This window comes from Nocardia sp. NPDC059177 (genome assembly GCF_042755165.1).
GTDB lineage: Bacteria > Actinomycetota > Actinomycetes > Mycobacteriales > Mycobacteriaceae > Nocardia.
On sequence record NZ_JBHZBX010000006.1, the window covers coordinates 172648 to 197287 of the forward strand.

Genomic DNA, 24640 nt, shown 5'->3' on the forward strand with positions numbered 1-24640 from the left:
GAACAAAATGAACGAATCCCCGAGTGTGAAACATTCGGTTGCCACACAATGGCAGCGGAGTTACGTTACCGGCGTCACAGCGGTCAGCCGACTGTGACCACACCCCCGGCGCCGGGCCGTACCGGCCGGCGGGGGCAGGACAACGAGGCAAGGAGATTCACGTGGGTTCACTGGAAGAGATCATGATGGCGGCGATCGCGGGGATCGGCTCCGCAGCGGAAGGTGACGGCCTGCTCGCCGTCTTCCTCGGCTCGGTGGAAGCGTTCTTCCCCTGATCCGGTGCGCTCGCGCATTTCCGACCGGCTCGATTCGACGAGCCTGATCCACCCGTAAGAAGATTCAGGAGTACACAATGGGTTCCCTCTACGAACTTATGAAGACCGGTGCCGGCAGCCTCAGCGAAGCAACACTGCCCTTCATTCAGGCACTGATCACCGCCAGTGGCGGCACCCCTAACCCGGGCAAGTAGTTCACCACCGATAATTCGGTCAGTGTTCGAAGAATCGGGGCCCGGCGGCATTCGCCACGGGCCCCGTTCGTCATCAGGGAAGTCAGCAGGCACCATGAACAATCACATGCTTCGCGCGATCCTGTCCGCCGCGTGCGCGGTGGCCGTGGCCACCACACCGGTCTTCACCGACGCGCCCCGCGCCCAGGCCGTGCCCGGCGCCCACCTGGTGAGCCAGACCAGATCCGCGCAGACCGTCGAGATCAGCGTCTACTCGCCGTCGATGGACCGCACCATCGCGCTGCGCGTGCTGCGGCCCGCCGACACCAGCACCCCCGCTCCCACCCTGTACCTGCTGAACGGTGCTGGGGGCGGCGAGGATTCGGCCAACTGGTCCGGCCAGACCGACGCGGAGGGCTTCTTCGCCGGCAAGCACGTCAATGTCGTCATCCCGATGGAGGGCGCGTTCAGCTACTACACCGACTGGCTCGAGCCCGACGCCGGGCTGGCGAAGAACCTCGAGAACAACGGCCACAACATGTGGACGACCTTCCTCACCCAGGAGTTGCCGCCGGTGATCGACGCGGCCTTCGCCACCACCGGCGTCAACGCGCTGGCCGGCATCTCGATGGCGGGGACCTCCGTGCTCGATCTGGCCATCCAGGCCCCCGAGCTGTACCGCAGCGTCGCCTCCTACAGCGGCTGCGCGATGACCAGCGACCCGATCGGGCGCGCGTTCGTCTCCCTCGTCGTGCGGATGGGCGGCGGCGATGTCGAGAACATGTGGGGTCCGGTCACCGACGCGATGTGGCGCGAACACGACCCCTACGTGCAGGCGCACCGGCTGCCCGACATCCCGATCTACATCTCGGCGGGCACCGGCCTGCCCGGCCCGCACGACACGCTCGCCAATCCGCGCGTGCACATCGCAGGCAAGAGCCCCAATTCGATTCTGACCAACCAGATGCTCGTCGGCGGCGGCATCGAGGCCGCGGCCGCGTACTGCACCGCCGCGATGGGCCAGCGCACCAGGGAACTCGGGCGCACCAACGTCACCGTCAACATCCGGCCCACCGGCACCCACTCGTGGGGCTACTGGGAGGACGATCTGCACGCGTCCTGGCCGATGATGGCGACGGCGCTGGGCATATGAGCGCCGAACTCCGGGTCGGCGCCGAACAGCTGAGCCCGCGCGACGCGGTGTTCGTCTACGACGAGACCGACCGCCACCTGTCCAATATCGTGGCCGTGTACTTCGCCGACGCGTCGGCGGGTCAGCCGTTGAGCCTCGATCAGGTGCTGGCGTGGGCGCGAGCGCGCATCGGCCATTCCGCGCTGTTCCACCGCAGACTGCACCGCGTGCCGCTGGATCTCGATCTGCCGTACTGGGTACCCGATCCGGCGATGGCGGTGCGTGACCACCTGTCGCTGGTCACCGATGTGCGGACCTGGGACCAGGCGCGCGCCCGGATCGCCGAGATCACCTCGGCGCGTATGGATCTCACCCGGCCGCCCTGGGAGATCCACGTCATGGACGGGGTCGACGGCGTGCCGTCGATGCCGGGCGCGACCACCATCGTGGTGCTGAAGTTCCATCACAGCGCCGGTGACGGCGTCGCGACCCGCGCGCTCGAACAACGGCTCTTCGGTACCGATCCCGCGCCCGCGATCCGCCTCGACGGTGCCCGTCCGCTGACGACGGCGGCCCGCACGGTCGCCGCGCTGGGCACCCAGCCGATCCGTTTCGTCGACGGGTTGCGGCGCGCGAAATCGGCCAGGCGGGAGCTGGCGGCGTCGGTCGCGGCGGGCACGGTCCACGAACCGGCCGCCCTGCGCCCGGCGACCCGGTTCAATCGCGATATCCACTCGGAGCTGACCTTCCACCTGCTGCCGATCCCGATGGCGGCGGTCCAGGCGGCCAAAGCGGCGGCGCCGCAACGGGTCACGATCAACGACCTGATGCTGACCACCGTCGCCGGCGCGCTGGCGAGCTACCTCGCCGAGCACGGCGAGACGCCCGAGGGTTCGCTCGCGGCGATGGTGCCGATGTCGATGCGTGGGGTGGCCGACTGGGATTCGGCGAACCGGCTCAGCCAGATGGTGGTCGACCTGCACACCGACATCGCCGATCCGGTCGCGCGGCTGGCCGCGATCAAGAAGTCGGCGGGCCGGGCCAAGCAGCGCACCGCCGACCCGGTGGTGCTGCGCAGCGACCGGCTGGTGGAGACCGCGCCCGCGCTGCTGCTACGCGCCGCGGGCTGGGCCCGCGCGCAACGGCATTTCGACGGCACCGATACCGTGCCGATGTGCAACACCACGATCAGCAATGTGCCACCGGTGACCGACTCGCTCACCTTCTGCGGCATGCCGGTCGTACGGGCGGTCGGCGCGCTGCCGATTCTCGACGGCGACGGCCTGCGTCATCTGATCTCCGCGCAGGGCGAGGAGCTCGTGCTGGCCTTCACCACCAGTGTCGCGATGATGCCCGACCCCGAACGCTACGGCGAGCTGCTGCTCGGTTCGTTCCGCGAACTGGCGAACGCGCTGGGGACACCCGCGCGGTCCGGGTCCTGACGGATTCAGCGTTGCAGGCAGCTGCTGCGGCGCACCGGAAGTCCGCGTTCCTCGAACGCGCCGAGCAGCAACTGCCCCCGGCGCGCGCCCGCGGCGCTGTCGGCGCGGGCGAGATCGGGCACGTAGGTGGCCGCGCCGACGACGGATTCGCCCACCAGCGACCAGAACCGGCGCGCGGGCAGGCCCGAGCAGCGGGTCAGTACCGACTGCAGCGGGATCAGCGCCGAGGCGCAGCGCTGGGCCAGCCACACCGCCATCGCCGCCTCGCAGGGCAGTGTGGCCGTGCCGGGTTCGCCGGCCTCGGCACTGCCGGCGACGACGCGAATCGTGGTGTCGGACAAGCCCGCCCAGTCGATACCGCCGTCGTTGTCGTGGTGGATCCAGAGGTTGTCCCGGCCCGGATCCCAGGCCTGCGCCGACATCACGAACAGCGCGGTGACCCGGCCGAGGACGGCGTGGATGAGCGCGGTCGCCACCACCTCGGCGGCGATGTCGTCGTTGATCATCTCCGCCGCGTGCCTGCGGTACATCAGTTCGACGCGGCCCTCCGACAGCCCGGTGGGCACATGCCACCAGCGCCGCTTGCCCTGTCCGATCATCGCCGCCACCGCGTAGACCCGCGGGTGTTCCGGTTGCAGCGATTGCAACCGGGCACAGGCGCGGTCGAACGACGCGGCGGTAGCGGTGCGGGACGTAGTGGTGATGACGGGCTCGGGCATCGAACCTCCTCGAACGGTTGGTTCCCGTGACGATGATGTCTCGGAACATAGGTTAGGCTTACCAGACTTGACAAGTCGTGTCCGGTTTCGAGGCAGGAGAAGTTCGTCGCCGTGATCCACCCTGGCACCGTCAGACGCCGTCGGCTGACCGGGCTTCTACTGCTCTTTGCGCTGCTCACCGTCGCGATCGTGGCGAGCATCGCCATCGGCACCCGCTCGCTCGCACCCACCACAGTGTTCGACGCGATCTCGCACGCTCTCGGCTGCGACGGCGGCCCGTTCCGATGCCCGGCCCGCTCCACCGCCGAGGAAATCGTGCGTGAGCTACGTCTGCCGCGCACCGCGTTGGCCCTGGTCGCCGGGATGGCGCTGGGCATCGCGGGCGCGCTCATCCAGGGGTATACCCGCAATCCGCTCGCTGATGCCGGTTTGCTCGGACTCAATGCCGGCGCGGCGTTCCTGGCGGCGCTGAGCGTGTATCTCTTCGGGTTCACCGCGCCGAACCAGTACATCTGGTTCGCCTTCGCCGGGGCGGCGATCGCGGGGTTGATCGTGTTCGGGGCGTCCTCGATCGGCGGCGGCAAGGCGGGCCCGTTGTCGCTGGTCCTCGCCGGTGCGGCGATGACGGCGTTCCTGCAGGCGATGACCAACGCGATCGTGGTGCTCGACAATGTCGCCCTCGACACCTACCGCTTCTGGGTGGTCGGCACCGTCGCCGGGCGCGAGGCCGAGGTGTTCTGGCAGGTGCTGCCGTTCCTGACCGTCGGCATGGCGATGGCGATAGCGGCCGCGCCCGGACTCAATCTGCTCAGCCTCGGTGACGATGTCGCGCGCGGGCTCGGCGTCGACGTGGGCCGGGCCAGGGCCTTCGGGATGGTCGCGGTGGTGCTGCTCAGCGGCGCCGCCACCGCCGCGGTCGGCCCGATCGCGTTCATCGGCCTGGTGGTGCCGCATATCGCGCGCACCGTCACCGGCCCGGACAATCGGTGGCTGATCCCCTATTCGGCGCTGATCGGCGGCTTGCTGCTGCTCGTCGCCGACGTCGCCGGACGCGTGGTGGCCCGGCCGGGCGAACTCCAGGTCGGGGTGATGCTGGCCGTGATCGGCGCCCCGTTCTTCATCGCGCTGGTACGCCGCAAGAAGTTGGTGAGCCTGTGACCACGACGAAAGCCGGCGACGCGGCCGAACAGCACGCCCGCCTCGAACTGCGCAAGGTACGGCCCGCGGTGCGGTTCGGCGGTATCTCCCTGGTCCTGCGACCGGTGATGCTGGCCGCCGTCGTCGCGCTGGCGGTGCTGGTGTTCGTGCTGTTCTGCACCGATATCGCGGTCGGCGACACCACCATCGGGCTGGGCCGGGTTCTCGATGTGCTCGGGGGCGGCGGCAGCCGGTCGCAGCGCTTCATCGTGCTCGATTCGCGGCTGCCGCGTGCGCTCACCGCCGTGGTCATCGGGGCCGCGCTCGGCCTGGCCGGGGCGATCATGCAATCCATCCTGCACAACCCGCTCGCCGGCCCCGATGTGCTGGGAATCACCGCGGGAGCCAGCGTCGGCGCGGTCGCGGTGATGGTCGGGACCGGCGGCGCGGCCACCGGCCTGATGGCCACCGTCGGCACCCCGCTGGCCGCGCTGACGGGCGGGCTGCTCACCGCGGTCCTCATCTATGTGCTCGCGTGGGGGCGCGGCGGCGCCGGGGAACGCGGCGTCACCGGGTTCCGGCTGGTGCTGATCGGCATCGGCGTCAACACCGTGCTCATGTCGGTGATCACCTGGCTGCTCACCCGCGCCACCCTCACCGACGCCGCGCGCGCCCAGCTGTGGCTCAACGGCTCGCTGAACTCGACCGACACCAACCGCCTGATCCCCGCCGCCCTGGCGCTGGCCATGGTCACCGTGGTGGCCGTCGGCTCGGCGCGCACGCTGGCCACGCTGCGCCTCGGCGAGGATTCCACCCGGGCGCTCGGCGTGCGGATCCAGTCGCAGCAGGCGCTGCTGATCGGCGCCGCCGTGGTCGCGGCCTCGGTCGCCACCGCCGTCGTCGGGCCGGTCGGCTTCGTCGCGCTGGCCGCCCCGCAGATCGCCCGGATGGCCCTGCGCACACCCGGTGAACCGCTCATCGCCTCCGCGCTGACCGGCGCCGCGCTGGTGACCGGCGCCGATATCATCGCCCGGGCGGTGCTGCCGGTCGACCTGCCGGTCGGCATCGTCACCGCCGCGCTGGGCGGACCGTTCCTGCTCTACCTGCTCGTCCGCATGAACCGGAAGGCCACAGTCTCATGACCACCCCCGCCCATCGCCTCGCCGCCGACGCCGTGTCCCTCGGTTACGGCGAGCGGGTGATCGTCGACGGGCTCAGCCTCGACATCGCGCCCGGCGTGGTCACCACCGTCATCGGACCCAACGGCTGCGGCAAGTCCACCCTGCTCAAGTCGCTGGGCAGGCTGCTGCGCCCGCGCACCGGCCAGGTGGTGCTCGACGGCAAGGCCATCTCGACGATGAAGACCAAGGACGTGGCCCAGATCGTCGGCATGCTGCCGCAGACCCCGGTGGCACCGGAGGGCCTGACCGTGGCCGACCTGGTCGCGCGCGGCAGGCATCCGCATCAGAGCTGGTTGCGGCAGTGGTCGGCCGACGACGAGACCGAGGTCGCGGCCGCGCTCGCGCAGACCGGCATCGCCGATCTGGCCGAGCGCACCCTCGACGAACTCTCCGGCGGACAGCGCCAGCGCGCCTGGATCTCGATGGCCCTGGCGCAGGGCACCGACATCCTGCTGCTCGACGAGCCGACCACCTACCTCGACCTCGCACACTCGCTCGAAGTCCTCGACCTGGTCGACCGGTTGCACGACGAGCTGGGCCGCACGGTGGTGATGGTGCTGCACGACCTCAACCTCGCCATCCGCTACAGCGACGAGCTGGTGGTGATGGCCGAGGGCCGGATCGTCACTCGCGGCAAGCCCGCCGAGATCGTCACCGCCGAGCTGCTGGCCGAGGTATTCGGACTCGACGCGACGGTCCTCACCGATCCGGTCTCCGGACGCCCGATGATCGTGCCGATCGGCACCCGGCACGTGCACGGCGCGACCGGGTATGACGAATGACACACCAGCAAACGCCCCGTTACGACAACTTGTAGTACGCATCTTTGTCGTTGTGTCCGTAAAATTGTGGAATGGCAGGACTCGGCGAACTCGAAAAAGCGGTCATGGACCAGTTGTGGTCGGCCGATGAACCGCTCACGGTGCGGCAGGTACACGAAGCACTGGCGGCGCGGCGCGAGCTCGCGTACACGACAGTGATGACGGTGCTGCAGCGATTGGCGAAAAAGGATCTGGTAGTGCAGCGACGCGACGATCGCGCGCATCGATACGCACCGGTACACAGCCGCGACGAACTGGTCGCGAGCCTGATGGTCGACGCGTTGCAGCAGGCCGACGCCGCGGGCAGTCGCGCCGCGGCGCTGGTGCACTTCGTCGAACAGGTGGGCAAGGACGAGGCCGATGCGTTGCGTGAGGCGCTCGCCAAGCTCGAATCCGACGAGAAGAGCAGTTAGACTCCCTGGCGGCTCTCACAACGACGTGAGCGCCCCTGGTCCCACAACGCAGTGAGCAGAGTCGATGAACGCAACCGCGGCAGTCTTCGCCGGTCTCGCCTTGCTTCTCGCAGGGCCGGTACCAGCGTTGCTCAGTCGCGCGACCTGGGTGCATCGCACGCCCCGCGCCGCCCTGGTGTTGTGGCAGGCCATCGCGCTGGCCGCGGTGCTCAGCGCCTTCGGTTCCGGGCTGGCCATCGCCAGCCTGCTGCTCGTTCCCGGCCCCGACGGTAGGCCGACCACCTCCCCCACCAAGGAGATCGACGCGCTCGGTCTGCCACTGTGGACGGTGTACGTGTTCGTCTTCGCGCTTACCCTGATGGTCGGCGCGCGCCTGATGTTCTCGATCGTGCGCGTCGGCGTGCACACCCGGCGCCGCCGCTCCCGCCATCGCATGCTGGTCGACCTGCTCGATCAGAGCGGTCCGGTGCGCCGCGCCGCCGACATCCGGGTACTGGCCGCCACCGAACCCATCGCCTACTGTCTGCCCGGCCTGCGTCAGCGCGTCGTGCTCAGCGAAGGCACCCTGACCAGCCTCGACGATGCCGAGGTCACCGCCATCGTGAGCCACGAGCGCTCGCATCTGCGGGCCCGCCACGACCTGGTGCTCGAGGCGTTCACCGCCGTGCACGAGGCCTTCCCCCGGGTGGTGCGCAGCAAGGCCGCGCTCGGCCAGGTGAAACTGCTCATCGAACTGCTCGCCGACGACTCCGCGGTGAAGGTGACCGGACCCAAGCCGCTGGCCCGCGCGCTGGTCGCCTGCGCGAAGTCGACCGCCCCGCAGGGCGCGCTCGCCGCGGGCGGGCCGACCACGCTGATCCGCATCCAGCGCCTCGCCTCGGTCACCGGAGACGTGAGAGTCGCCACGGCCGCCTACCTCGGATCGGCGGCCATCCTGGTGGTCCCGACCCTCGCCGTGGCGGTGCCCTGGCTGCAGGAACTCACCCGCCTGTTCCGTAGCTGACCTGGCGAACTACCGCCGCGCGCAGGCCCGGCCGGACACCCCGGCGCACGCGCTGGCCACCATCACAACAAACGTTGCCACAATCTCGTGGCTGACCAGCGTGTTTACCCACCCGAGGCCGAACACGCCTATCGTGGGAGACCGGTCCTTCCTGCTGGGCCGCACCCCGTGCACGCTGTCTGCGTATCCGGGTCAATCGGCGCCGGTCATCTTCCAGCGCGATTCGCAGCCCAACGAAAGGCCATTTTGTCTACCTCTTCGCGTCCCGAACCCACCTTCGCCGACCTCGGCCTGCCCGTCGCACTGGTGCAGACCCTGCGCAACGCGGGTATCGAGAAGCCCTTCCCCATCCAGGCCGCCACCATCGGCGACGCGCTCGCCGGCCGTGACGTGCTCGGTCGCGGCCCGACCGGCTCGGGCAAGACCCTCGCCTTCGGCCTGCCCATGCTGACCCGCCTGACCGGCGCCTCCGCCCGGCCCGGCCGCCCGCGCGGTCTGGTGCTGGTCCCCACCCGCGAACTCGCGACCCAGATCGAGCGCGCGCTCGACGAGGCCGCGCTCTCCCTCGGCCTGCGCGTGGCCTCCGTGGTCGGTGGCGCGCCGATCAAGCGGCAGGCCGACCGGCTCGCACGCGGCGTCGACCTGCTCATCGCCACCCCCGGCCGCCTCGACGACCTGATCAAGCAGCGCGCCGCCGATCTGTCCGACGTGACGATCACCGCGCTCGACGAAGCCGACCACATGGCCGACATGGGCTTCCTGCCCCAGGTCACCCGCCTGCTGGACCGCACGCCCAAGAACGGGCAGCGGCTGCTGTTCTCGGCCACCCTCGACGGTGACGTGGACAAGCTGGTCAAGCGCTACATGAACCAGCCCGTCACCCACTCCACCGCGCCGCCGGAGGCGTCGGTGACCACCATGTCGCACCACCTGCTCTACGTGCGCGACAAGAACGTCAAGCGCTCGGTCGCCACCGAGATCGCCGCGCGCGAGGGCCTGACCATCATGTTCGTGCGCACCAAGCACGGTGCCGACCGCCTGGCCAAGCAGCTGCGCGGCGCCGGTGTGGCGGCGGGCTCGCTGCACGGCGGCAAGGCGCAGAACAACCGCACCCGCACCCTCGCCGCCTTCGCCGACGGCTCGGTGCCGGTGCTGGTCACCACCGATGTCGCCGCGCGCGGTATCCACATCGACGGCGTCTCGCTGGTCGTGCACTTCGACCCGCCCGCCGAGCACAAGGCCTACCTGCACCGCGCGGGCCGCACCGCACGCGCCGGTGAGGACGGTGTCGTGGTCACCCTGGTCACCGACGAGGAGCGCAAGGACGTCGCCGCGATGACCCGCAAGGCAGGCGTGCGGACCGACGGCGTCGAGGTGCGCCCCGGTGATCGCAAGCTGGTGGAGATCACCGGCGCGCGCAAGCCCTCCGGCATCGCGCTGGCCGCCCCCGCCGCACCGGCGCAGGCCACCGCGCCGAAGTCGTCGAACGGCAACCGCCCGCGTCGCGGAAGGTCCGGTGGCGCACCAGCTTCCGACGCCGCGCCGGGTCACAGCCGGGGCGCGGGCGCACCGCGTCGCGAACGCCCCGCGGGCGAGTCGCGCACCCGCAAGCCGGCGGGAACCGGCGGACACGCCCGCAGTGGCGACACGCCGACGAATTCGCGTCGCCGGGCCGCGCGTCCGGCCGGTGCCGCACCCCGCCGCAACCGCACGGCAAACTGACGCTGTACTGAATTGCCCCGTGGCCGAACCGATTACGGTTCGGCCACGGTCGTCTCCGGAGCACCCGCACCGGCGGCGAACTGCCCATGGCCACCCGGTGACCGCACCGGACCGGCCCGGGCCATTGCGGCTGTCCGCTCGGGCATCCCCGGCCGCCGGGTCGGGCCCGACTCGCCCACGGCGGTCGGGCGCCGAGGAAGGGCGATCGGCGACACTGAGCGGGTGACGAACCGTGAGATCGCCACGATCGGGTGCGCGCTGCTGGCCGCGCTCCTGTTCGCGGTGTCCTCGGTGGCGCAGCATCAAGCGGCCGCCGCGGTCCCACCGGGCTCGGGGTTGGCGCGCACGCTCGTGCGCAACCCGCGCTGGTGGGCGGCGATCGTCGGTGACGCGGGCGGGTACGGCATGCAGGTGCTGGCCCTGGCCTTCGGCGCGGTGCTGGTGGTGCAGCCGATCCTGGTGTGCTCGCTGGTGTTCGCGCTGCCGCTGGCGGCCCGGCTGAACCGGCAGCGGATCAGAGGGCAGGCCGTGCTCGCGGCGCTGGCGCTGGTCGTGGCGCTGGTGCTGTTCCTGGTGATCGGCGATCCGACCGCGGGCGCGGACACCGCGCCGCTGCGGGAGTGGCTGGTCCCGCTGACGGTGCTGCTCGGTGTGGTCGTCGTGGCGACGCTGACCGGAACACTGGTGCGCGACAAGGCGGTGCGGGCGCTGTCGCTCGGACTCGCCGGTGGCGCGCTGTTCGGCCTGGCCGCCGCGCTCACCGACCGCGTGGTCACGCTGTTCGGGGAAGGCCCCGGCAGCGTTCTCACCGGTTGGCAGACCTGGGCGCTGGTCGCCGCCGGCCTGGTCGGTTTCGCCCTCCAGCAACGCGCCTACCAGGCCGGGCCCCTCGCCGCCTCGCTCCCGGCCGCCGCGGTCGCCGAGCCCCTCGCGGCCGCCTATCTCGGCCTCACGGCGCTGGACGAACGGTTGCGCACCGGCGATACCGGCCTGCTCGTGCTCGCGGTCTGTGTCGTGGTGATGTGCGTGGCCACGGTCGTGCTCAGCCGCGCGCAGGCACCGTCCGACGCCGCGACCACCACCTCCTGACCGGCGCCGGACGCGGCGCACTGCGGTACCGCCCACACCCCGCCGCACCCGGCTATCATCGAACGAGTGCGATTTCTTCCGGGACCCCAGCCGCCGTACGACCTCACCTACGACGACCTCTTCCTGGTCCCGAACCGGACCGATATCGCGTCCCGGTTCGATGTCGACCTGGCCAGCGTCGACGGCACCGGCACCACCATCCCCCTCGTCGGCGCGAACATGACCGCGGTCGCGGGCAAGCGGATGGCCGAGACGGTCGCCCGGCGCGGTGGCCTCGTCGTCCTGCCGCAGGATCTGCCGATCCCCGCGGCCGCCGAGACCATCGCGTTCGTGAAGAGCCGCTCGCTCACCGCCGACACCCCGGTCACCCTGGACCCCGACAGCGCGGTGTCCGACGCGGTGGCGTTGATGCACAAGCGCGCCCACGGCGCGGTCGTGGTGGTCGAGGACGGCAAACCCGTCGGCGTCGTCACCGAAGCCGCCTGCGCCGACGTCGACCGGTTCGCGCGGCTGCGCGAGGTGGCCGCCACCGATTTCGTCTCCGCCCCCGTCGACCTGTCACCGCGCGAGATCTTCGACCGGCTCGCCGAGGCGCACGCCCAGCTCGCCGTGCTCACTCACCCGGACGGCACGCTGGCCGGCGTGATGACCCGCACCGGCGCCATCCGCGCCGGGATCTACACCCCAGCCGTCGACGCCGCGGGCAAGCTGCGGGTCGCCGCCGCCATCGGCATCAACGGCGATGTGGCCGCCAAGGCGAAGGCGCTGGCCGAAGCGGGCGCGGACGTGCTCGTCATCGATACCGCGCACGGCCACCAGACCAAGATGCTCGAATCCCTGCGCGCCGTCGCCGAGCTGGGTCTCGGGCTGCCGCTGGCGGCGGGCAATGTGGTCTCCGCCGAGGGCACCCGCGATCTGGCCGCGGCGGGCGCGACCATCATCAAGGTCGGGGTGGGCCCCGGCGCCATGTGCACCACCCGGATGATGACCGGTGTCGGCCGGCCACAGTTCTCGGCGGTGGCCGAATGTGCCGCTGCCGCACAGGAACTCGGTGTGCACGTGTGGGCCGACGGTGGTGTGCGGCACCCGCGCGATGTCGCCCTGGCACTGGCGGCGGGCGCGTCGAACGTGATGATCGGTTCCTGGTTCGCCGGCACCTACGAGTCCCCCGGCGATCTGCGCGTCGACCGCGACGGCAACGCCTACAAGGAGAGCTTCGGCATGGCCTCCAAGCGCGCGGTGGCAGCGCGCACCGCCGCCGACAGCGGCTTCGACCGGGCCCGCAAGGCCCTGTTCGAGGAGGGCATCTCCAGCTCGCGGATGCGCCTGGACCCCGAACGTCCCGGCGTCGAGGACCTCATCGACCACATCACCTCCGGTGTCCGCAGCGCCTGCACCTACGCCGGTGCCCGCTCGCTGCCGGAGTTCCACGAGCGCGCGGTACTGGGCGTGCAGTCCGCCGCGGGCTTCGCCGAGGGCCGCCCGCTGCCCAGCGGCTGGTAGTCACCCGTGGGCCGGCCGGGCGACGACCCGGTCGGCCCGCGCCGCTGACACATCATCGGTGGGGACCCACTAGTATTGACAGTGCCGATCTCGGCACCGCTCTTTCCCCACCTCGAAAGGATCCAGTTGTCACCCGCGTCCAAGGGCGCCACACAGGAGGGTTCCTCTACGGAGCCGGGTGACAAACCCGGCGTCCTCCTTTCCGCAGCGTCCGTTCGCTCCGCCGCTCTTCCGACATCCCGGTGGTGTCGTCGATGACCACCGTGTTGACCGTGCTCAGCCTGCTCGGCTTCGTCGCACTCACCGTCGGCACCGCCCTGTTCGTGGCCGCCGAATTCTCCCTGACCGCGCTCGAGCGCAGCACGATCGAGGCCGCCGCCCGCGCGGGTGATGCCCGGTCCCGCCTGGTCAAGCAGGCCCACAATTCGCTGTCGTTCCAGCTCTCCGGTGCCCAGCTGGGCATCACCATCACCACCCTGATCACCGGCTACATCGCCGAACCAGTGCTGGCCCGGCTGCTCGATCCGCTGCTGAGCACGATCGGGTTGAGCGAGAACGCCGCCCACGGCGTCGCGCTGGCACTGGCCCTGGTGCTGGCCACCTCGCTGTCGATGATCTACGGCGAACTCGTGCCCAAGAACATCGCCATCGCCAAGCCGATGGCGACCGCCCGGCTCACCGCGGGCCCGATGATCGGCTTCTCCGCCCTGTTCAAGTGGCTGATCCGGTTCCTCAACGGCGCCGCCAACTGGGTGGTGCGCCGGCTCGGCATCGAACCGGCCGAGGAGCTGCGCTCGGCGCGCTCCCCGCAGGAACTCGGCTCGCTGGTGCGCACCTCGGCCCAGCGCGGCGCGATGGATCAGCGCACCGCGCAGGTGATGGACCGCTCGCTGGAGTTCGGCGAACGCAGCGCGGAGGATCTGATGACCCCGCGGGTGAAGGTGGAGTCGCTCGACCGCGCCGACACCGTCGCCGACCTGATCGCCGCCTCCGCGCGCACCGGCTACTCCCGGTTCCCGGTGATCGACGGCGATCTCGACAACACCCTGGGCGTGGTGCACGTCAAGCAGGCGTTCCTGCATCCGGCGCACCTGCGCAAGCAGATCCCGCTCAGCCGCCTCGCCGTCGCGGTGCCGATCGTGCCGGCCAGTCTCGACGGTGACGAGGTGATGGAACGGGTCCGCGCCGACGGCATGCAGGTCGCGCTGGTCGTCGACGAGTACGGCGGCACCGCGGGCCTGGTCACCATGGAAGACCTCATCGAGGAGATCCTCGGCGACGTGCGCGACGAACACGACGAGGAGGAACGTGACGTGCGCCGCGTGTCCGACGGCTGGGACTGCTCGGGTCTGCTGCGCATCGACGAGGTGTCGCGCGCGACCGGCTACGACGCCCCCGACGGCGAATACGACACCCTGGGCGGTCTGGTGCTGACCCAGCTCGGCCGCATCCCCGCGACCGGCGACGACGTGGTGCTGCCCGCCTCGCGCGGCACCGGCGGCGGCTGGGTCGCGCGGGTCGAGCGCATGGACGGACGGCGGATCGACCGGATCCGGCTGATCCCCGTCGACGCGGCACATCTGGCGGCACGGGAGCACAATCATGGGTGACCTGTTCGGAATCGCACTGACCGTGGTGCTGCTGGCGGGCAACGCGTTCTTCGTCGCCGCCGAGTTCGCGCTCATCTCCGCCCGCCGCGACCGGCTCGAAGCCCTGGTCGCCCAGGGCAAGAAGAAGGCGCAGACGGTGATCGAGGCGGGCGAGAACCTCTCGATCATGCTGGCCGCGGCCCAGCTCGGCATCACCATCTGCTCGATCCTGCTCGGCCGGGTCGGTGAACCCGCGATCGCGCATCTGATCGAGCGCCCGTTCGAGCTGCTCGGCCTGCCCGATCAGCTGCTGCACCCGGTCGGGTTCGCGCTGGCGCTGACCATCGTGGTGATCCTGCACATCCTGCTGGGCGAGATGGTGCCGAAGAACATCGCCCTGGCGGGGCCGGAACGTTCGGCGCTGCTGCTGGTCCCGATCCATCTGGTCTGGCTGCGGATCGCCCGCCCGCTCATCGCGCTGTACAACCTCGCGGCGAACATGACGCTGCGGATGCTGCGGATCGAGCCCAAGGACGAGCTCGACGCGACGGTGTCGACGGTGGAGCTGGCCGAGATGATCGGCGAGTCCCGCTCGGAAGGTCTGCTCGACGAGGAGGAGCACCGCAGGCTCACCCAGGCGCTGGGCACCTCCGACCGCATCGTCGGCGATGTGATGGTGCCGTTGGCGCAGGCCAGGTCGGTGCCGTTGCGCGGCAACGGCACCACCCTCGGCGATATCGAGGCCGCCGTCGCCGAGACCGGGTTCTCCCGTTACCCGGTGCGCGCGGTCGACGGTTCGCTGGTCGGCTATCTGCACGTCAAGGACGTGCTGGACAAGGTCGCCGACGACGCGGCAGGCCCCGAGACGGTCATCCCCCGCACCGATATCCGGCCGCTGCCCACGGTCAGCAGTGGCACCACCCTCTACGAGGCGCTGGCCCGGCTGCGTCGCACCAGCAGCCACCTGGGCAGGGTGGTCGACAGCCGGGGCAACACCGTGGGCGTGGTCGCGCTCGAGGATCTGGTCGAGGAGTTCGTCGGGACGGTGCGCGACACCACCCATCGCAACGTCGAGTGACCGCGCGACACCTATGACCTCGCTGTTCCGGTCAGCGAACCTGCTGGGTGGGACAGGAGTCGACGGGCACCGCGAGTTGCAGGGCACCGGCACGTTCGAAGCGGAAACTCATATCCACATGCCGGCCGGGACTCACCCAGTCCCGCAGCCCGCTCACCCGGACGGTGACCGGTTCCTCGCTGCCGGGGCGTGCGGGTTCTTCGATCGCCTGCCCCGCAGCGAGCCCGCCGCCGGCCGGAATGACGAGTTCCTCCGGTGTGGCGCGCAGCTCGACCGAGGATGCCGGCGGCCCGTCGATGCCGATCAACCGGTCCGGCTCGCGAGCATTGTTCGTGACGGTGAAACTCAGTTCCGCCGGGGCGTCCACCTGGATCACACAGCCCCCGGGCTGCGTCGTCGGCACCAGGTACGCGTTCTGCACAGTGACCGCTCCGACCTGCCCGATACTGCCACGAGCATGGCTCGACCCGACACTGCCGCGATCATCGCAGCCCGCGATCGCGATCACGGGTACCGCCAGCATCATCAGAATCCATCGGCTCCGCATACACCCCGTATGCCCACCGCACCGGGTTCGAATCCGGGCCGCGATCACCGATTCGGGCGAACAGCCAGACTGCCTGAACGCATGTATGGACATCTGTCCATACATGCGGGATGTTGTTCTGGTCGAGACGATGGCGTCGAGGTCGGGAGTGGACAGCAATGACCGGAACAGGATTGGCGATCACCGCGGCGGTATCGGCCGGAGCCGACGATCCGCTGACCCTGCGACAGCTGCGGCTGCGTGCGCCGCGCCCGGACGAAGTGCTGGTGCGTGTCCTCGCCTCGGGGATCTGCCACACCGATCTGACCACCCGGGCGGCCGTGCCCGCGGAGTTGCCGATCGTGCTCGGGCACGAGGGCGCCGGGGTTGTCGAGGCGGTCGGTGCTCAGGTGACCGGGGTCGCGATCGGAGACCTCGTGCTGCTGACGTATCAGAGCTGCGGCACCTGCGCCGAATGCCGGCGCGGGTTCCCCGGCTACTGCGCGCAGTGGGCAGTGCTCAATGCCGGGCGGTTCGGCGCGGATTCGCCGCTCACCGGGGAGTCGGGCCCGGTGGTCGGCGCCTACTTCGGTCAGTCGAGCTTCGCCTCGCACGTCCTGGCGACCGCACGCAATCTCGTCGTCGTCGATCCCGGGGTCGACCCCGTGCTGGTCGCGGCGTTCGGCTGTGCCGTGCAGACCGGGGCGGGGGTGGTGGCCGAGGTGCTCGCGCCGGGGCCCGACTCGGTGCTGGCGGTGTTCGGGGTGGGCGGAGTCGGGATGTCGGCGGTGATGGCGGCCCGCGCGCTCGGCGTCGGCACGGTGGTCGCGGTGGACCTGTCCCCGCAGCGGCTCGCCCTGGCGGCCGAACTCGGCGCGGATCTGACCATCGCCGCCGGTGCCGGCGACGCGGCCGCGCACATCGCCGAACTCGGCGGCGCCACCCACGCACTCGACACCACCGGCGCGGCACCGGTGATCGCGACGGCCCTGCAATCACTCACCGCGCGCGGCACCTTGGCCCTGGTAGGACTCGGCCCGTCCCCGTTGCCGATCGACGTAGCGGCGCTCATCGGCCGCGGAAAGACCTTGCGCGGCAGCATCGAAGGCGATGTCGACCCCCAGGTCTTCCTGCCCCGCCTGATCGACTGGCACCGCCGCGGACTGCTGCCGATGGAGCGGGTGGTGCGCAGCTACCCGATCGACCGGATCAACGAAGCCATCGCCGACATGGCCTCGGGCGCGGTGGTCAAGGCCGTGGTGACCTTCCCCTGACCACCACGGCGGCGGTCGTGCCACGGAGCGGTGCGGGAGAATGGACAGGTGAGCACGCGCGAGGACCTGGACCACACCACTGACCTGCGGATATTGCCGCCGGTCGAGTGGCAGGCACAGGCGCTGGCGCATCGGGAGCGGCTCGATCGGCTGGTCGGGCCGTATCTGGAGCGCCGTGCGGCGGGTATCACCCATCCGGTCGTGGATTTCCTGTTCACCTACTACGGCAACAAGCCCGCGCAGTTGCGGCGCTGGCATCCCGGGTTCGGGATCGGGCTGCGGGACGCGCACGACTACGCCGGGGCGCGGGGGTATCACCGGGTCGGCGCGGACGTGTACACCGCCGATCCGGCGTATCTGGCCAAGCGTGGTGACACCATCGCGTTCGTGGCGCGACTGCTCGCCGCGACCGCGCGCCGCCCGGCCCAGCTGTCCTGCTTCGGTCTGCACGAGTGGGCGATGGTGTACCGCACCGACGACGTGCGCCACCAGCAGGTGCCGCTGCGGCTGGGGCCTGCGGGCACTGATGCCGTGGTGGAGTCGATGTCGTTGCGCTGCACCCACTTCGACGCGTTCCGGTTCTTCACCCCCGACGCGGTCGGCCGCAATGCCGAACCCCTCACCCGGGCCGGCCAGGTGGATCGCGAACAACCGGGCTGTCTGCACGCCAATATGGACATCTACAAGTGGAGTTTCAAACTCGCGCCGCTGATCTCCTCGGAGCTGGTTCTCGACTGTTTCGAACTCGCCTGCGCCGCACGCGAACTCGACATGCGCGCCAGCCCGTACGATCTGCGCGAGTTCGGCTACGCGCCGGTGCGTATCGAAACACCGTCCGGGCGCGCGGAGTACGTGCGGTCCCAGGTGGCGATCGCCGAATCCGCCGACACCCTGCGGGATCGGTTGCATCGGGCCTGCCTCGCGTTGGCGGCCACCGCACCCCGGCCCGAGGACTAGGCTCTGCTCGGTGCCGTGGCCAGGTCCGCCGCGATCATGTCGACGGTTTCCGTCGCACACCGCCGGTTCTCACCGGCCCCGCCGCGACCACCGCGCTTGGCCCAGCCGACCACGTAGAGTCCCTCGATCGGCGCACCGGTCTCGGGGACGACGACCCGGCCCCGCCGGTTGGACACCGCACCGTCGGACCCGAGCGGGACACCCGGCAGCGGCGCACAGGTGAATCCCGAGGCCAGGACGACCGAGTCGGCGGTCACTGCCGTCTCCCCCGCGAGCGGGCCCGGATCACCCGAGGTGATTCGCCGGGTGTCCACGCGAATGCGCCCGGCGGCCGCGTGCAAGCCGGTGACCTCCCGGCCGAACCGCACCTCGACCGCGAGCCCCGAGCGCGGCGACGGACGTGCACCCTGCGCGAGTTCGGTCAGCAGCCGATCGAGGGGGCCGGGCGCAACGGCATCGAGCCGGTGGCCGCCGGTGTCGACGGTGATGTCCACGTCGAGCTGGCGCAGCTCGTGCAGCGCCGAGAAGGTGAACGGCGGCCGGGAGGCGGGTGCGCGGGCGAGGACGATCACCCGCGCGATCGGTGCGCCCGAGCGGGCGACGATGCGCTGCCGGGCGACCCCGGTCACCACATCCAGCGCTACATTGCCGCCGCCGGCGATCGCCATCGTCGGACCCGCCACCGCGGGTGCGCCACCGGACCCGACCGCATGGGCGCCGGTCAGCAGATCGATCGCCTGATGGACCTCCGGCATCGACGCCCCCGCCACCGCCCGCGGCGCGGCGGCCCCGAAGGCCAGGATCACCGCGTCGAATCGGCTGCGCAGGGCATCGATCGTCACGTCGGCACCGACCCGGGTGTCGAAGCAGGTCTCGACCCGTGAGTCCGCGAACGGAACGTCGAACAGCCGGGTCAGCCGCCGGATCCCCCGATGTCCCGGCGCCACCGCAGTCCGCAGCAGCCCGCCGAGCTGCGAACTCTGCTCGAACACCGTCACCCGGACAGCACTGGATCGCTGTAGCAGCTCCCGGACGGTGTACATCGCCGCCGATCCGGCACCGACGACGGCGACGCTGATCCGGCCCCGCCCACAGCTCAGGGCGGCCGGGAGCTCGGGTCTGCCGGGGCGCGGTGCGCGTGGCGACGCAGGCAGTTGCGCGCCGATGTACACCCGCTCGGCGTCGGTCAGCGCCACTTCGGCCTTGATGGCGTCCACCGGGCAGGCGTCCACGCACGCCGAGCAGCCGATGCAGGCGCCGGGATCGATGGAAAGATGGTCGGCCGCAGCGAATTCCGGGTCGCCGGGAGTGGGGCGAATACAGTGCTGTGGACAGACCTGCAGGCAGGATCCGTCCTTGCAGCAGTGTCCGAGAATCACGAAACTCACTGTCGGCTGCCTTTCACAGGAGGTTCGACTTGCGGTAGATGGTGCGCGCGACGCCGTTGAGCAGTCCTTCCCGGTCGAGGAACTCCACCAGCGGCGCGGTCGCCCTGCGGAACATCATGCGATGGTGTTCGTTGCGATCGATATCGAGCTTCGCGGCCCGCCAGTCCAGCCCCAGATCCCGGTAGATCGCCTTGTTGACCAGGCCCTTGGCGATGATGTGCGCGCCCACCGCGATCAGCACGGCGCTCACATAGCGGCGGACGCGGGAGACCTCGCGCAGGTGATCGCGCATCTTCTGGCGCGCGAAACTCATGTGCCGGGACTCCTCGACCACGTGCACATACGAGCTGCGGCGCACCGCCGGGGCGACCCGCTCGTCGATCGACCAGTCGCGTTGCATCACATCGAAGACCTCTTCGCCGGCCAGGACGATCCCGTAGGCGACCTCGTTCCACGCGAAGGTGCGGAACACCCAGCCCATCAGGAGCATCACCCGGTCCAGCGGGCTGTAGCGTTCCCCGAGCTGCTCGATCGCGCCGACGAACATCAGCGAGTGCATGTTCTCGTCGGCGCACTCGTTGAACAGGAACTTCACATCCGCGCGTGTCGGATCGACGCTGTGGTTGCGCCGCAGCAGCACGATCTGCAGCGCCACCTCCAGCCAGATGGCCACCCCGAGGAAGTGCGAGACCTCGCGCCGGGTCAGCCGCCGCCGCTCCGGCTCGCTCATCCGGATCCACATCGGGGTGCCGTAGAGCGGGGACCACTCCGGGGTCATGCCGTGCCGGTCGGTGTCGGTCCCGGTACCGGCCTCGCAGTCGCGCAGGTCGAAGGAAAGCCGGCGGGCCGACTCGAGCAGCTGGCCGTAGAGCGTCGCGGAATCCTCTGGCTCGGGCATGGTCGACTCTCCGGTGTGATCGGCGGGTGAGCTGCTTCTCCTGAGCGATTCGGTGCACGATAGTATATCCGCGCTGTCCTGCGGAAACGGGTTGCGCCCGGCGCGGCGCCTAGCCCCGTTCGAGGTCCCGTTCGAGCACGGCCGGATCGATCGCCTGCTCTTCGTCGGTGGCCTCGGTGACCAGTGAGAAATCACCCTCGTGCAGCTCGGTGCCCTTGTCCACGGCCACCTCGACGAGCTCGATGCCACGATCGGCGCGCAGGATCAGCGGGTCGTCGCGCAGATCCTTGTAGAGCGACACGCACATGCCGACCATCACCACCAGGAACGGGAGCGAGACCACCGTCGTCAGCGCCTGCAAACCGGTCAGCGCCCCGCCGAGATTGTCGGAATCGGCGATGACCAGCATGATCGCGGCGACCGCGCCGGTGGCCGCGCCCCAGAAGATGACCGTCATCCTGGACGGCTCGATACTGCCGCGCTCGGACAGCGTGCCCATGACGATCGAGGCCGCGTCGGCACCGGAGACGAAGAAGATGCCGACCAGGATCATCACCACCACCGTGGTCACCGAGGCGATCGGATAGTGGTCGAGCAGGTGGAACAGTGCGTTGTCGGAGTCGACGCTGCCGTCGGGCTCGGTGAGGTCGTGGTGCTCGGTCTGCTCGGCGATGCCCGCACCGCCGAAGATCGCGAACCACAGCAGGCTCACCGCGCTCGGTACCAGCAGCACGCCGGTGACGAACTGACGGATGGTGCGGCCCCGGCTGATCCGCGCGATGAACATGCCGACGAACGGGGTCCAGGAGATCCACCAGGCCCAGTAGAAGATCGTCCAGCTCGACAGCCAGGCCTTCATCGCCTCGTCGCCCGCGCCGGTGCGCGAGGCCATCGTCGGCAGGAATTCGACGTAGTCGCCGAGCGAGATCGGCAGCATGTTGAGCATGAACAGGGTGGGCCCGGCGACGAAGACGAAGGCCGCGATCGCCAGCGCCAGCACCATATTGATATTGGACAGCCACTGGATGCCCTTCTCGACACCGGAGACCGCCGAGACAACGAATGCCACGGTCAGGCCCGAGATGATCGCGACCAGACCCACCTTGCCGATCCCGTCGATCCAGCCGTTGAACTCCATGCCGGCGCCGATCTGCAGGGCGCCCAGGCCCAGCGAGGCCGCGGAACCGAACAGCGTCGCGAAGATCGCCATCATGTCGATCGCCCGGCCACCGATGCCCTCGGCGCGCCGGCCGAGCAGCGGGCGGAAGACCGCGGAGATCAACTGCGAGCGGCCTTTACGGAAGGTGCCGTAGGCGATGGCCAGACCGGCGACCGCGTAGATCGCCCAGGGGTGCAGGGTCCAGTGGAACAGCGTGGTGGCCATCGCGACCTCGGCCGCTGCCGGGCTGCCCGGCTCGGCGGTGTGCGGCGGCGGATTCACGAAGTGCGACAACGGTTCGGCCACGCCCCAGAACATCAGCCCGATGCCCATGCCCGCGCTGAACATCATCGCGATCCAGGACACCGTGCGGAACTCGGGCTTCTCGTCGTCGGTGCCGAGCGGGATCCGCCCGTATCGGCTGATGGCCAGCCAGATCACGAAGAAGACGAACGCGGTCGCGACGAGCACGAACAACCAGCCCGTGTTGGTGATGACCCATTTCTGCGCGGAACCCGCTGCGGAGGCCAGACTCTCGTCGTCGAGTACACCCCACGCCACGAAGGCCAGCGCGCCGATCGCGGTGGCGCAGAAGACGAACAGATCCAGGCGGGGCCTGCCCGGCGATCGGTGGGCTACCGCGTCCGCGTTCCCGTCCGTGCCACCCGAGGTGCCAACGACATCGTTCGACATGGATTCCGAGTCCTTTCCGGTCGCGGAGCCGGCACGCTCCACCGCGCCGTTCGCTACCTGAGCAACCGTACAGCGTGCCGCGATCCCAGTCCGGGATTCGGCTGTCCGGGCGAGCGGCCGATTCGCCGAAACCCCGCGTGCGCGCGGCCTGCTCGCTCTACCATCCGAAGACAGGTAACTGTCTGAGCCAGTTGCCGTGGGACGGGTACGGTCGGGGAGGCACGATGCACGCACGGACACTGCGCCGCTGGACGGCACTGGCGGCGGTCGCCGCGCTGACAGCCATCGGACTGCCCGCGGGAGCCGGCGCCGATCCGGTCGCCGACCTCGCGGGAACCGTGCGCGAGTTCCTCGATGTCGGGCGCACCGCGGTCCCCCGCGCCGACTGCGGCCCCGGCTCGCTCCCGGAGACCGGCCTCCAGGGCGACGTGCCGGCGGCTGACCGGGACAGTGGCCGCAGCACCCAGGGCTACCGCTGCAATATGTCGATGGTCGGCGGCTACACCGGGCGCGGCGCCGGCATCACCTCGACGAGCTTCGAACACTGCGCCTATGTCGGCTCGTTCTTCCCCGGCACGCTGCTCAGCGAGCATCCCGGCGTCCAGGTGATCGATGCGTCCGATCCGGCGAATCCGGTGCTGACCGCGACCCTCGCGGAACCGGCCATGCTCGCCGGAACCTGGGAGACGTTGAAGGTCAACACGACTCGCAAACTGCTCGTCGGCACCGGCGTCCCGGTCGGTCTGGGAGCGGGGTACCTGTCGGTCTACGACATCTCCGATTGCGCGCATCCGCGGCTGCTCAACCCGGGCACCGGCTCGAATCTGCTGATGCCGCTGCCGATCACGACCCACGAGGGCGGCTTCTCCCCCGACGGGCGCACCTACTGGGCATCGGGTCTGGTGCCCGGTTTCCTCAGTGCCGTCGATCTGACCGATCCGGCGAATCCGCGGGTGATCTGGCAGGGGCTGACCGGGATCGAGGCGCACGGGATGGGCGTGAGCCCGGACGGCAACCGGCTCTACATCTCCGCGCTCGGCGGTTTCACGGTGCTCGATGTGAGCGCGGTGCAGCGCCGTGATCCGAATCCGCAGGTGCCGCATCTGGGACGGACCTTCTGGACCGACGGATGGGCGACCCAGCACAGTGTGCCGGTCACCTACGACGGTGTGCCGCACCTGTTCACCGTCGACGAGGGCGGCTCGGGTGGGGTGAAACTCATCGATGTCAGCCAGGACAGCGACCCGCGGATCCGGGCCAAGGTCAAACTCGAGATCAATCTGCCGGAAAACATCGATGCCGGAATCGGTTCGGCCATGGGCGGTTCGGCGTTCTCCTACGAATCGCACTACTGCACCGCCGATCGGCCCGACGATCCGACAGCGCTGGCCTGCGGGTGGATCTCCTCGGGGATCCGGGTGTTCGATGTCAGCGATCCCGACGCGATCCGCGAGATCGCCTACTTCAACCCGCCGGCCAGGACCGGGCACAACCTCGAGATCTGGAACTCGCCGCACGCGCTGGCCTCGATCATCGGCATTCCGGTGATGACCGCGCCCGCGGCGCTGCGTTCGCTGGCCGAGGGACTGATCGACCCGGCGCAGATCCTGTCCGCCCGGGCCGGGGACGTCGCCTTCGGTGACCTGTCCACCGACTGGTGCCTGTCGCCGCCGGAGTGGCGTGGTGATCAGCTCTATGTCACCTGTTCGGACAACGGGTTCATGGTGTTGCAGCTCGACAACGGTGTCTACACGCCGCCGGCGAATCAGCAGTCGACGGTGGGATCGTGACCGGGGCACGGCTGTCGCGCCTGGCCGCCGCGGGGGCCGCCGCCGTGTTCCTGCTGGTGCTCGGCGCCGCCCTGCGCCCGCTGCTGATCCCCGAAACAGCCGCGCCCGCACCGGTGCTGACCGCGGTCGAGCTGGGATTCGTCCAGGACATGACCGCGCACCACCAGCAGGCGCTGATCCTCACCCAACGCCTCGACCCCGCCGTCGATCCGACCGTGCGCCGCCTCGCCGACCAGATCGCCGACACCCAGCGCGTGGAGATCGGCACCCTGCTGGGCTGGACCCAGCTCGCCGGAGCCGCCCCGACCTCGAACCAGCCGATGGCGTGGATGCCGGAAAACACCGGCCACCACCACGATTCGACCGCCGCCACCACCACCACGATGCCGGGCATGGCGACCCTCGCCGAACTCGACGCGCTGTCCGCCGCCCGCGGCAACGCGGCCGAAACCCTGTTCCTGCAACTGATGTACCGCCACCACGCCGGCGGCATCACCATGGCCCGCAGCGCCGACAGCCTGCTCACCTCCGGCGCGGTGAAACAGTCGGCCCGCGCGATGGTGCAATCCCAGAGCCAGGAGCTGGGCTATCTCGGGGTCCTCCTCGATGCGCGCGGCGTACAGCCGTGATCCGATACCGCTCCAGAATGCGAACATGAGCGGCGACTCGCGTACCGGC

At 70.1% G+C, this 24640-nt stretch carries 21 protein-coding genes; 16 read left to right on the plus strand and 5 right to left on the minus strand.

The window, feature by feature from the left end:
- Positions 1–575 precede the first annotated feature (575 nt).
- Positions 576–1601: an alpha/beta hydrolase gene (locus ACFXK0_RS10170; protein WP_379409696.1), complete on the plus strand. Its 1026-nt coding sequence runs from the start codon at positions 576–578 to the stop codon at positions 1599–1601.
- Positions 1598–3022: a wax ester/triacylglycerol synthase family O-acyltransferase gene (locus ACFXK0_RS10175; protein WP_379409697.1), complete on the plus strand. Its 1425-nt coding sequence runs from the start codon at positions 1598–1600 to the stop codon at positions 3020–3022. Before ACFXK0_RS10170 ends, ACFXK0_RS10175 begins: the two co-directional genes overlap by 4 nt.
- A 5-nt stretch (positions 3023–3027) precedes the next feature.
- On the opposite strand, the gene ACFXK0_RS10180 is transcribed toward ACFXK0_RS10175, so the two are convergent.
- The gene (locus ACFXK0_RS10180; protein WP_379409698.1) at positions 3028–3741 is read right to left on the minus strand and encodes a hypothetical protein; all 714 of its coding nucleotides are present in this window, start codon (positions 3739–3741) and stop codon (positions 3028–3030) included.
- Between the two features lie 111 nt (positions 3742–3852).
- On the opposite strand from ACFXK0_RS10180, the gene ACFXK0_RS10185 reads away from it, so the two are divergent.
- The 10 genes from ACFXK0_RS10185 to ACFXK0_RS10230 all read left to right on the plus strand — a co-directional run bounded on the left by ACFXK0_RS10185 (position 3853) and on the right by ACFXK0_RS10230 (position 15277).
- The gene (locus ACFXK0_RS10185; RefSeq protein WP_379409699.1) at positions 3853–4899 is read left to right on the plus strand and encodes a FecCD family ABC transporter permease; all 1047 of its coding nucleotides are present in this window, start codon (positions 3853–3855) and stop codon (positions 4897–4899) included.
- A gap of 107 nt (positions 4900–5006) precedes the next feature.
- Complete coding sequence (locus tag ACFXK0_RS10190) at positions 5007–6020, plus strand: FecCD family ABC transporter permease (protein WP_379409824.1); 1014 nt, start codon at positions 5007–5009, stop codon at positions 6018–6020.
- Complete coding sequence (locus tag ACFXK0_RS10195; RefSeq protein WP_379409700.1) at positions 6017–6841, plus strand: ABC transporter ATP-binding protein; 825 nt, start codon at positions 6017–6019, stop codon at positions 6839–6841. The genes ACFXK0_RS10190 and ACFXK0_RS10195 overlap by 4 nt, the downstream gene beginning before the upstream one ends.
- A 71-nt stretch (positions 6842–6912) precedes the next feature.
- Entirely contained in the window at positions 6913–7293 is a 381-nt protein-coding gene (locus tag ACFXK0_RS10200) for a BlaI/MecI/CopY family transcriptional regulator (protein ID WP_379409701.1), read from the plus strand.
- Positions 7294–7357: 64 nt separating this feature from the next.
- The gene (locus ACFXK0_RS10205) at positions 7358–8296 is read left to right on the plus strand and encodes a M56 family metallopeptidase (protein WP_379409703.1); all 939 of its coding nucleotides are present in this window, start codon (positions 7358–7360) and stop codon (positions 8294–8296) included.
- Positions 8297–8542: 246 nt separating this feature from the next.
- Positions 8543–10018 (plus strand): DEAD/DEAH box helicase, encoded by a 1476-nt coding sequence (locus tag ACFXK0_RS10210; protein WP_379409704.1) that lies wholly within the window; start codon positions 8543–8545, stop codon positions 10016–10018.
- A gap of 222 nt (positions 10019–10240) precedes the next feature.
- Positions 10241–11107 carry a DMT family transporter gene (locus ACFXK0_RS10215; RefSeq protein WP_379409706.1) on the plus strand — a complete coding sequence of 289 codons (867 nt, stop codon included), beginning with the start codon at positions 10241–10243 and terminating at the stop codon, positions 11105–11107.
- A gap of 66 nt (positions 11108–11173) precedes the next feature.
- A complete protein-coding gene (locus ACFXK0_RS10220; protein WP_379409707.1) occupies positions 11174–12610 on the plus strand; it encodes a GuaB1 family IMP dehydrogenase-related protein in 1437 nt (478 codons plus the stop codon).
- A gap of 254 nt (positions 12611–12864) precedes the next feature.
- Complete coding sequence (locus ACFXK0_RS10225; RefSeq protein WP_379409708.1) at positions 12865–14220, plus strand: hemolysin family protein; 1356 nt, start codon at positions 12865–12867, stop codon at positions 14218–14220.
- Complete coding sequence (locus ACFXK0_RS10230; protein WP_379409709.1) at positions 14213–15277, plus strand: hemolysin family protein; 1065 nt, start codon at positions 14213–14215, stop codon at positions 15275–15277. The genes ACFXK0_RS10225 and ACFXK0_RS10230 overlap by 8 nt, the downstream gene beginning before the upstream one ends.
- 31 nt (positions 15278–15308) lie before the next feature.
- Here the strand turns inward: ACFXK0_RS10230 and ACFXK0_RS10235 are convergent, their stop codons facing one another.
- Positions 15309–15803, minus strand: coding sequence for a hypothetical protein (locus ACFXK0_RS10235; protein ID WP_379409711.1), 495 nt, complete (start codon positions 15801–15803; stop codon positions 15309–15311).
- Positions 15804–15997: 194 nt separating this feature from the next.
- Between ACFXK0_RS10235 and ACFXK0_RS10240 the strand changes: the two genes are divergently transcribed.
- Both ACFXK0_RS10240 and ACFXK0_RS10245 read left to right on the plus strand, forming a co-directional pair.
- Positions 15998–17077 (plus strand): NAD(P)-dependent alcohol dehydrogenase, encoded by a 1080-nt coding sequence (locus ACFXK0_RS10240; protein ID WP_379409825.1) that lies wholly within the window; start codon positions 15998–16000, stop codon positions 17075–17077.
- A gap of 48 nt (positions 17078–17125) precedes the next feature.
- Positions 17126–18034, plus strand: a complete 909-nt coding sequence (locus ACFXK0_RS10245; RefSeq protein WP_379409712.1) for a 3-methyladenine DNA glycosylase — start codon at positions 17126–17128, stop codon at positions 18032–18034.
- On the opposite strand, the gene ACFXK0_RS10250 is transcribed toward ACFXK0_RS10245, so the two are convergent.
- The 3 genes from ACFXK0_RS10250 to ACFXK0_RS10260 all read right to left on the minus strand — a co-directional run bounded on the left by ACFXK0_RS10250 (position 18031) and on the right by ACFXK0_RS10260 (position 22172).
- Complete coding sequence (locus tag ACFXK0_RS10250) at positions 18031–19413, minus strand: 4Fe-4S binding protein (protein WP_379409714.1); 1383 nt, start codon at positions 19411–19413, stop codon at positions 18031–18033. The two genes, ACFXK0_RS10245 and ACFXK0_RS10250, sit on opposite strands and share 4 nt — an antisense overlap.
- Before the next feature lie 22 nt (positions 19414–19435).
- Positions 19436–20320 carry a diiron oxygenase gene (locus tag ACFXK0_RS10255; protein ID WP_379409715.1) on the minus strand — a complete coding sequence of 295 codons (885 nt, stop codon included), beginning with the start codon at positions 20318–20320 and terminating at the stop codon, positions 19436–19438.
- A gap of 109 nt (positions 20321–20429) precedes the next feature.
- Positions 20430–22172: a BCCT family transporter gene (locus ACFXK0_RS10260; RefSeq protein ID WP_379409716.1), complete on the minus strand. Its 1743-nt coding sequence runs from the start codon at positions 22170–22172 to the stop codon at positions 20430–20432.
- A gap of 224 nt (positions 22173–22396) precedes the next feature.
- On the opposite strand from ACFXK0_RS10260, the gene ACFXK0_RS10265 reads away from it, so the two are divergent.
- Positions 22397–23962, plus strand: coding sequence for an LVIVD repeat-containing protein (locus ACFXK0_RS10265; protein ID WP_379409717.1), 1566 nt, complete (start codon positions 22397–22399; stop codon positions 23960–23962).
- Entirely contained in the window at positions 23959–24591 is a 633-nt protein-coding gene (locus ACFXK0_RS10270) for a DUF305 domain-containing protein (protein WP_379409719.1), read from the plus strand. The genes ACFXK0_RS10265 and ACFXK0_RS10270 overlap by 4 nt, the downstream gene beginning before the upstream one ends.
- Positions 24592–24640 lie beyond the last annotated feature (49 nt).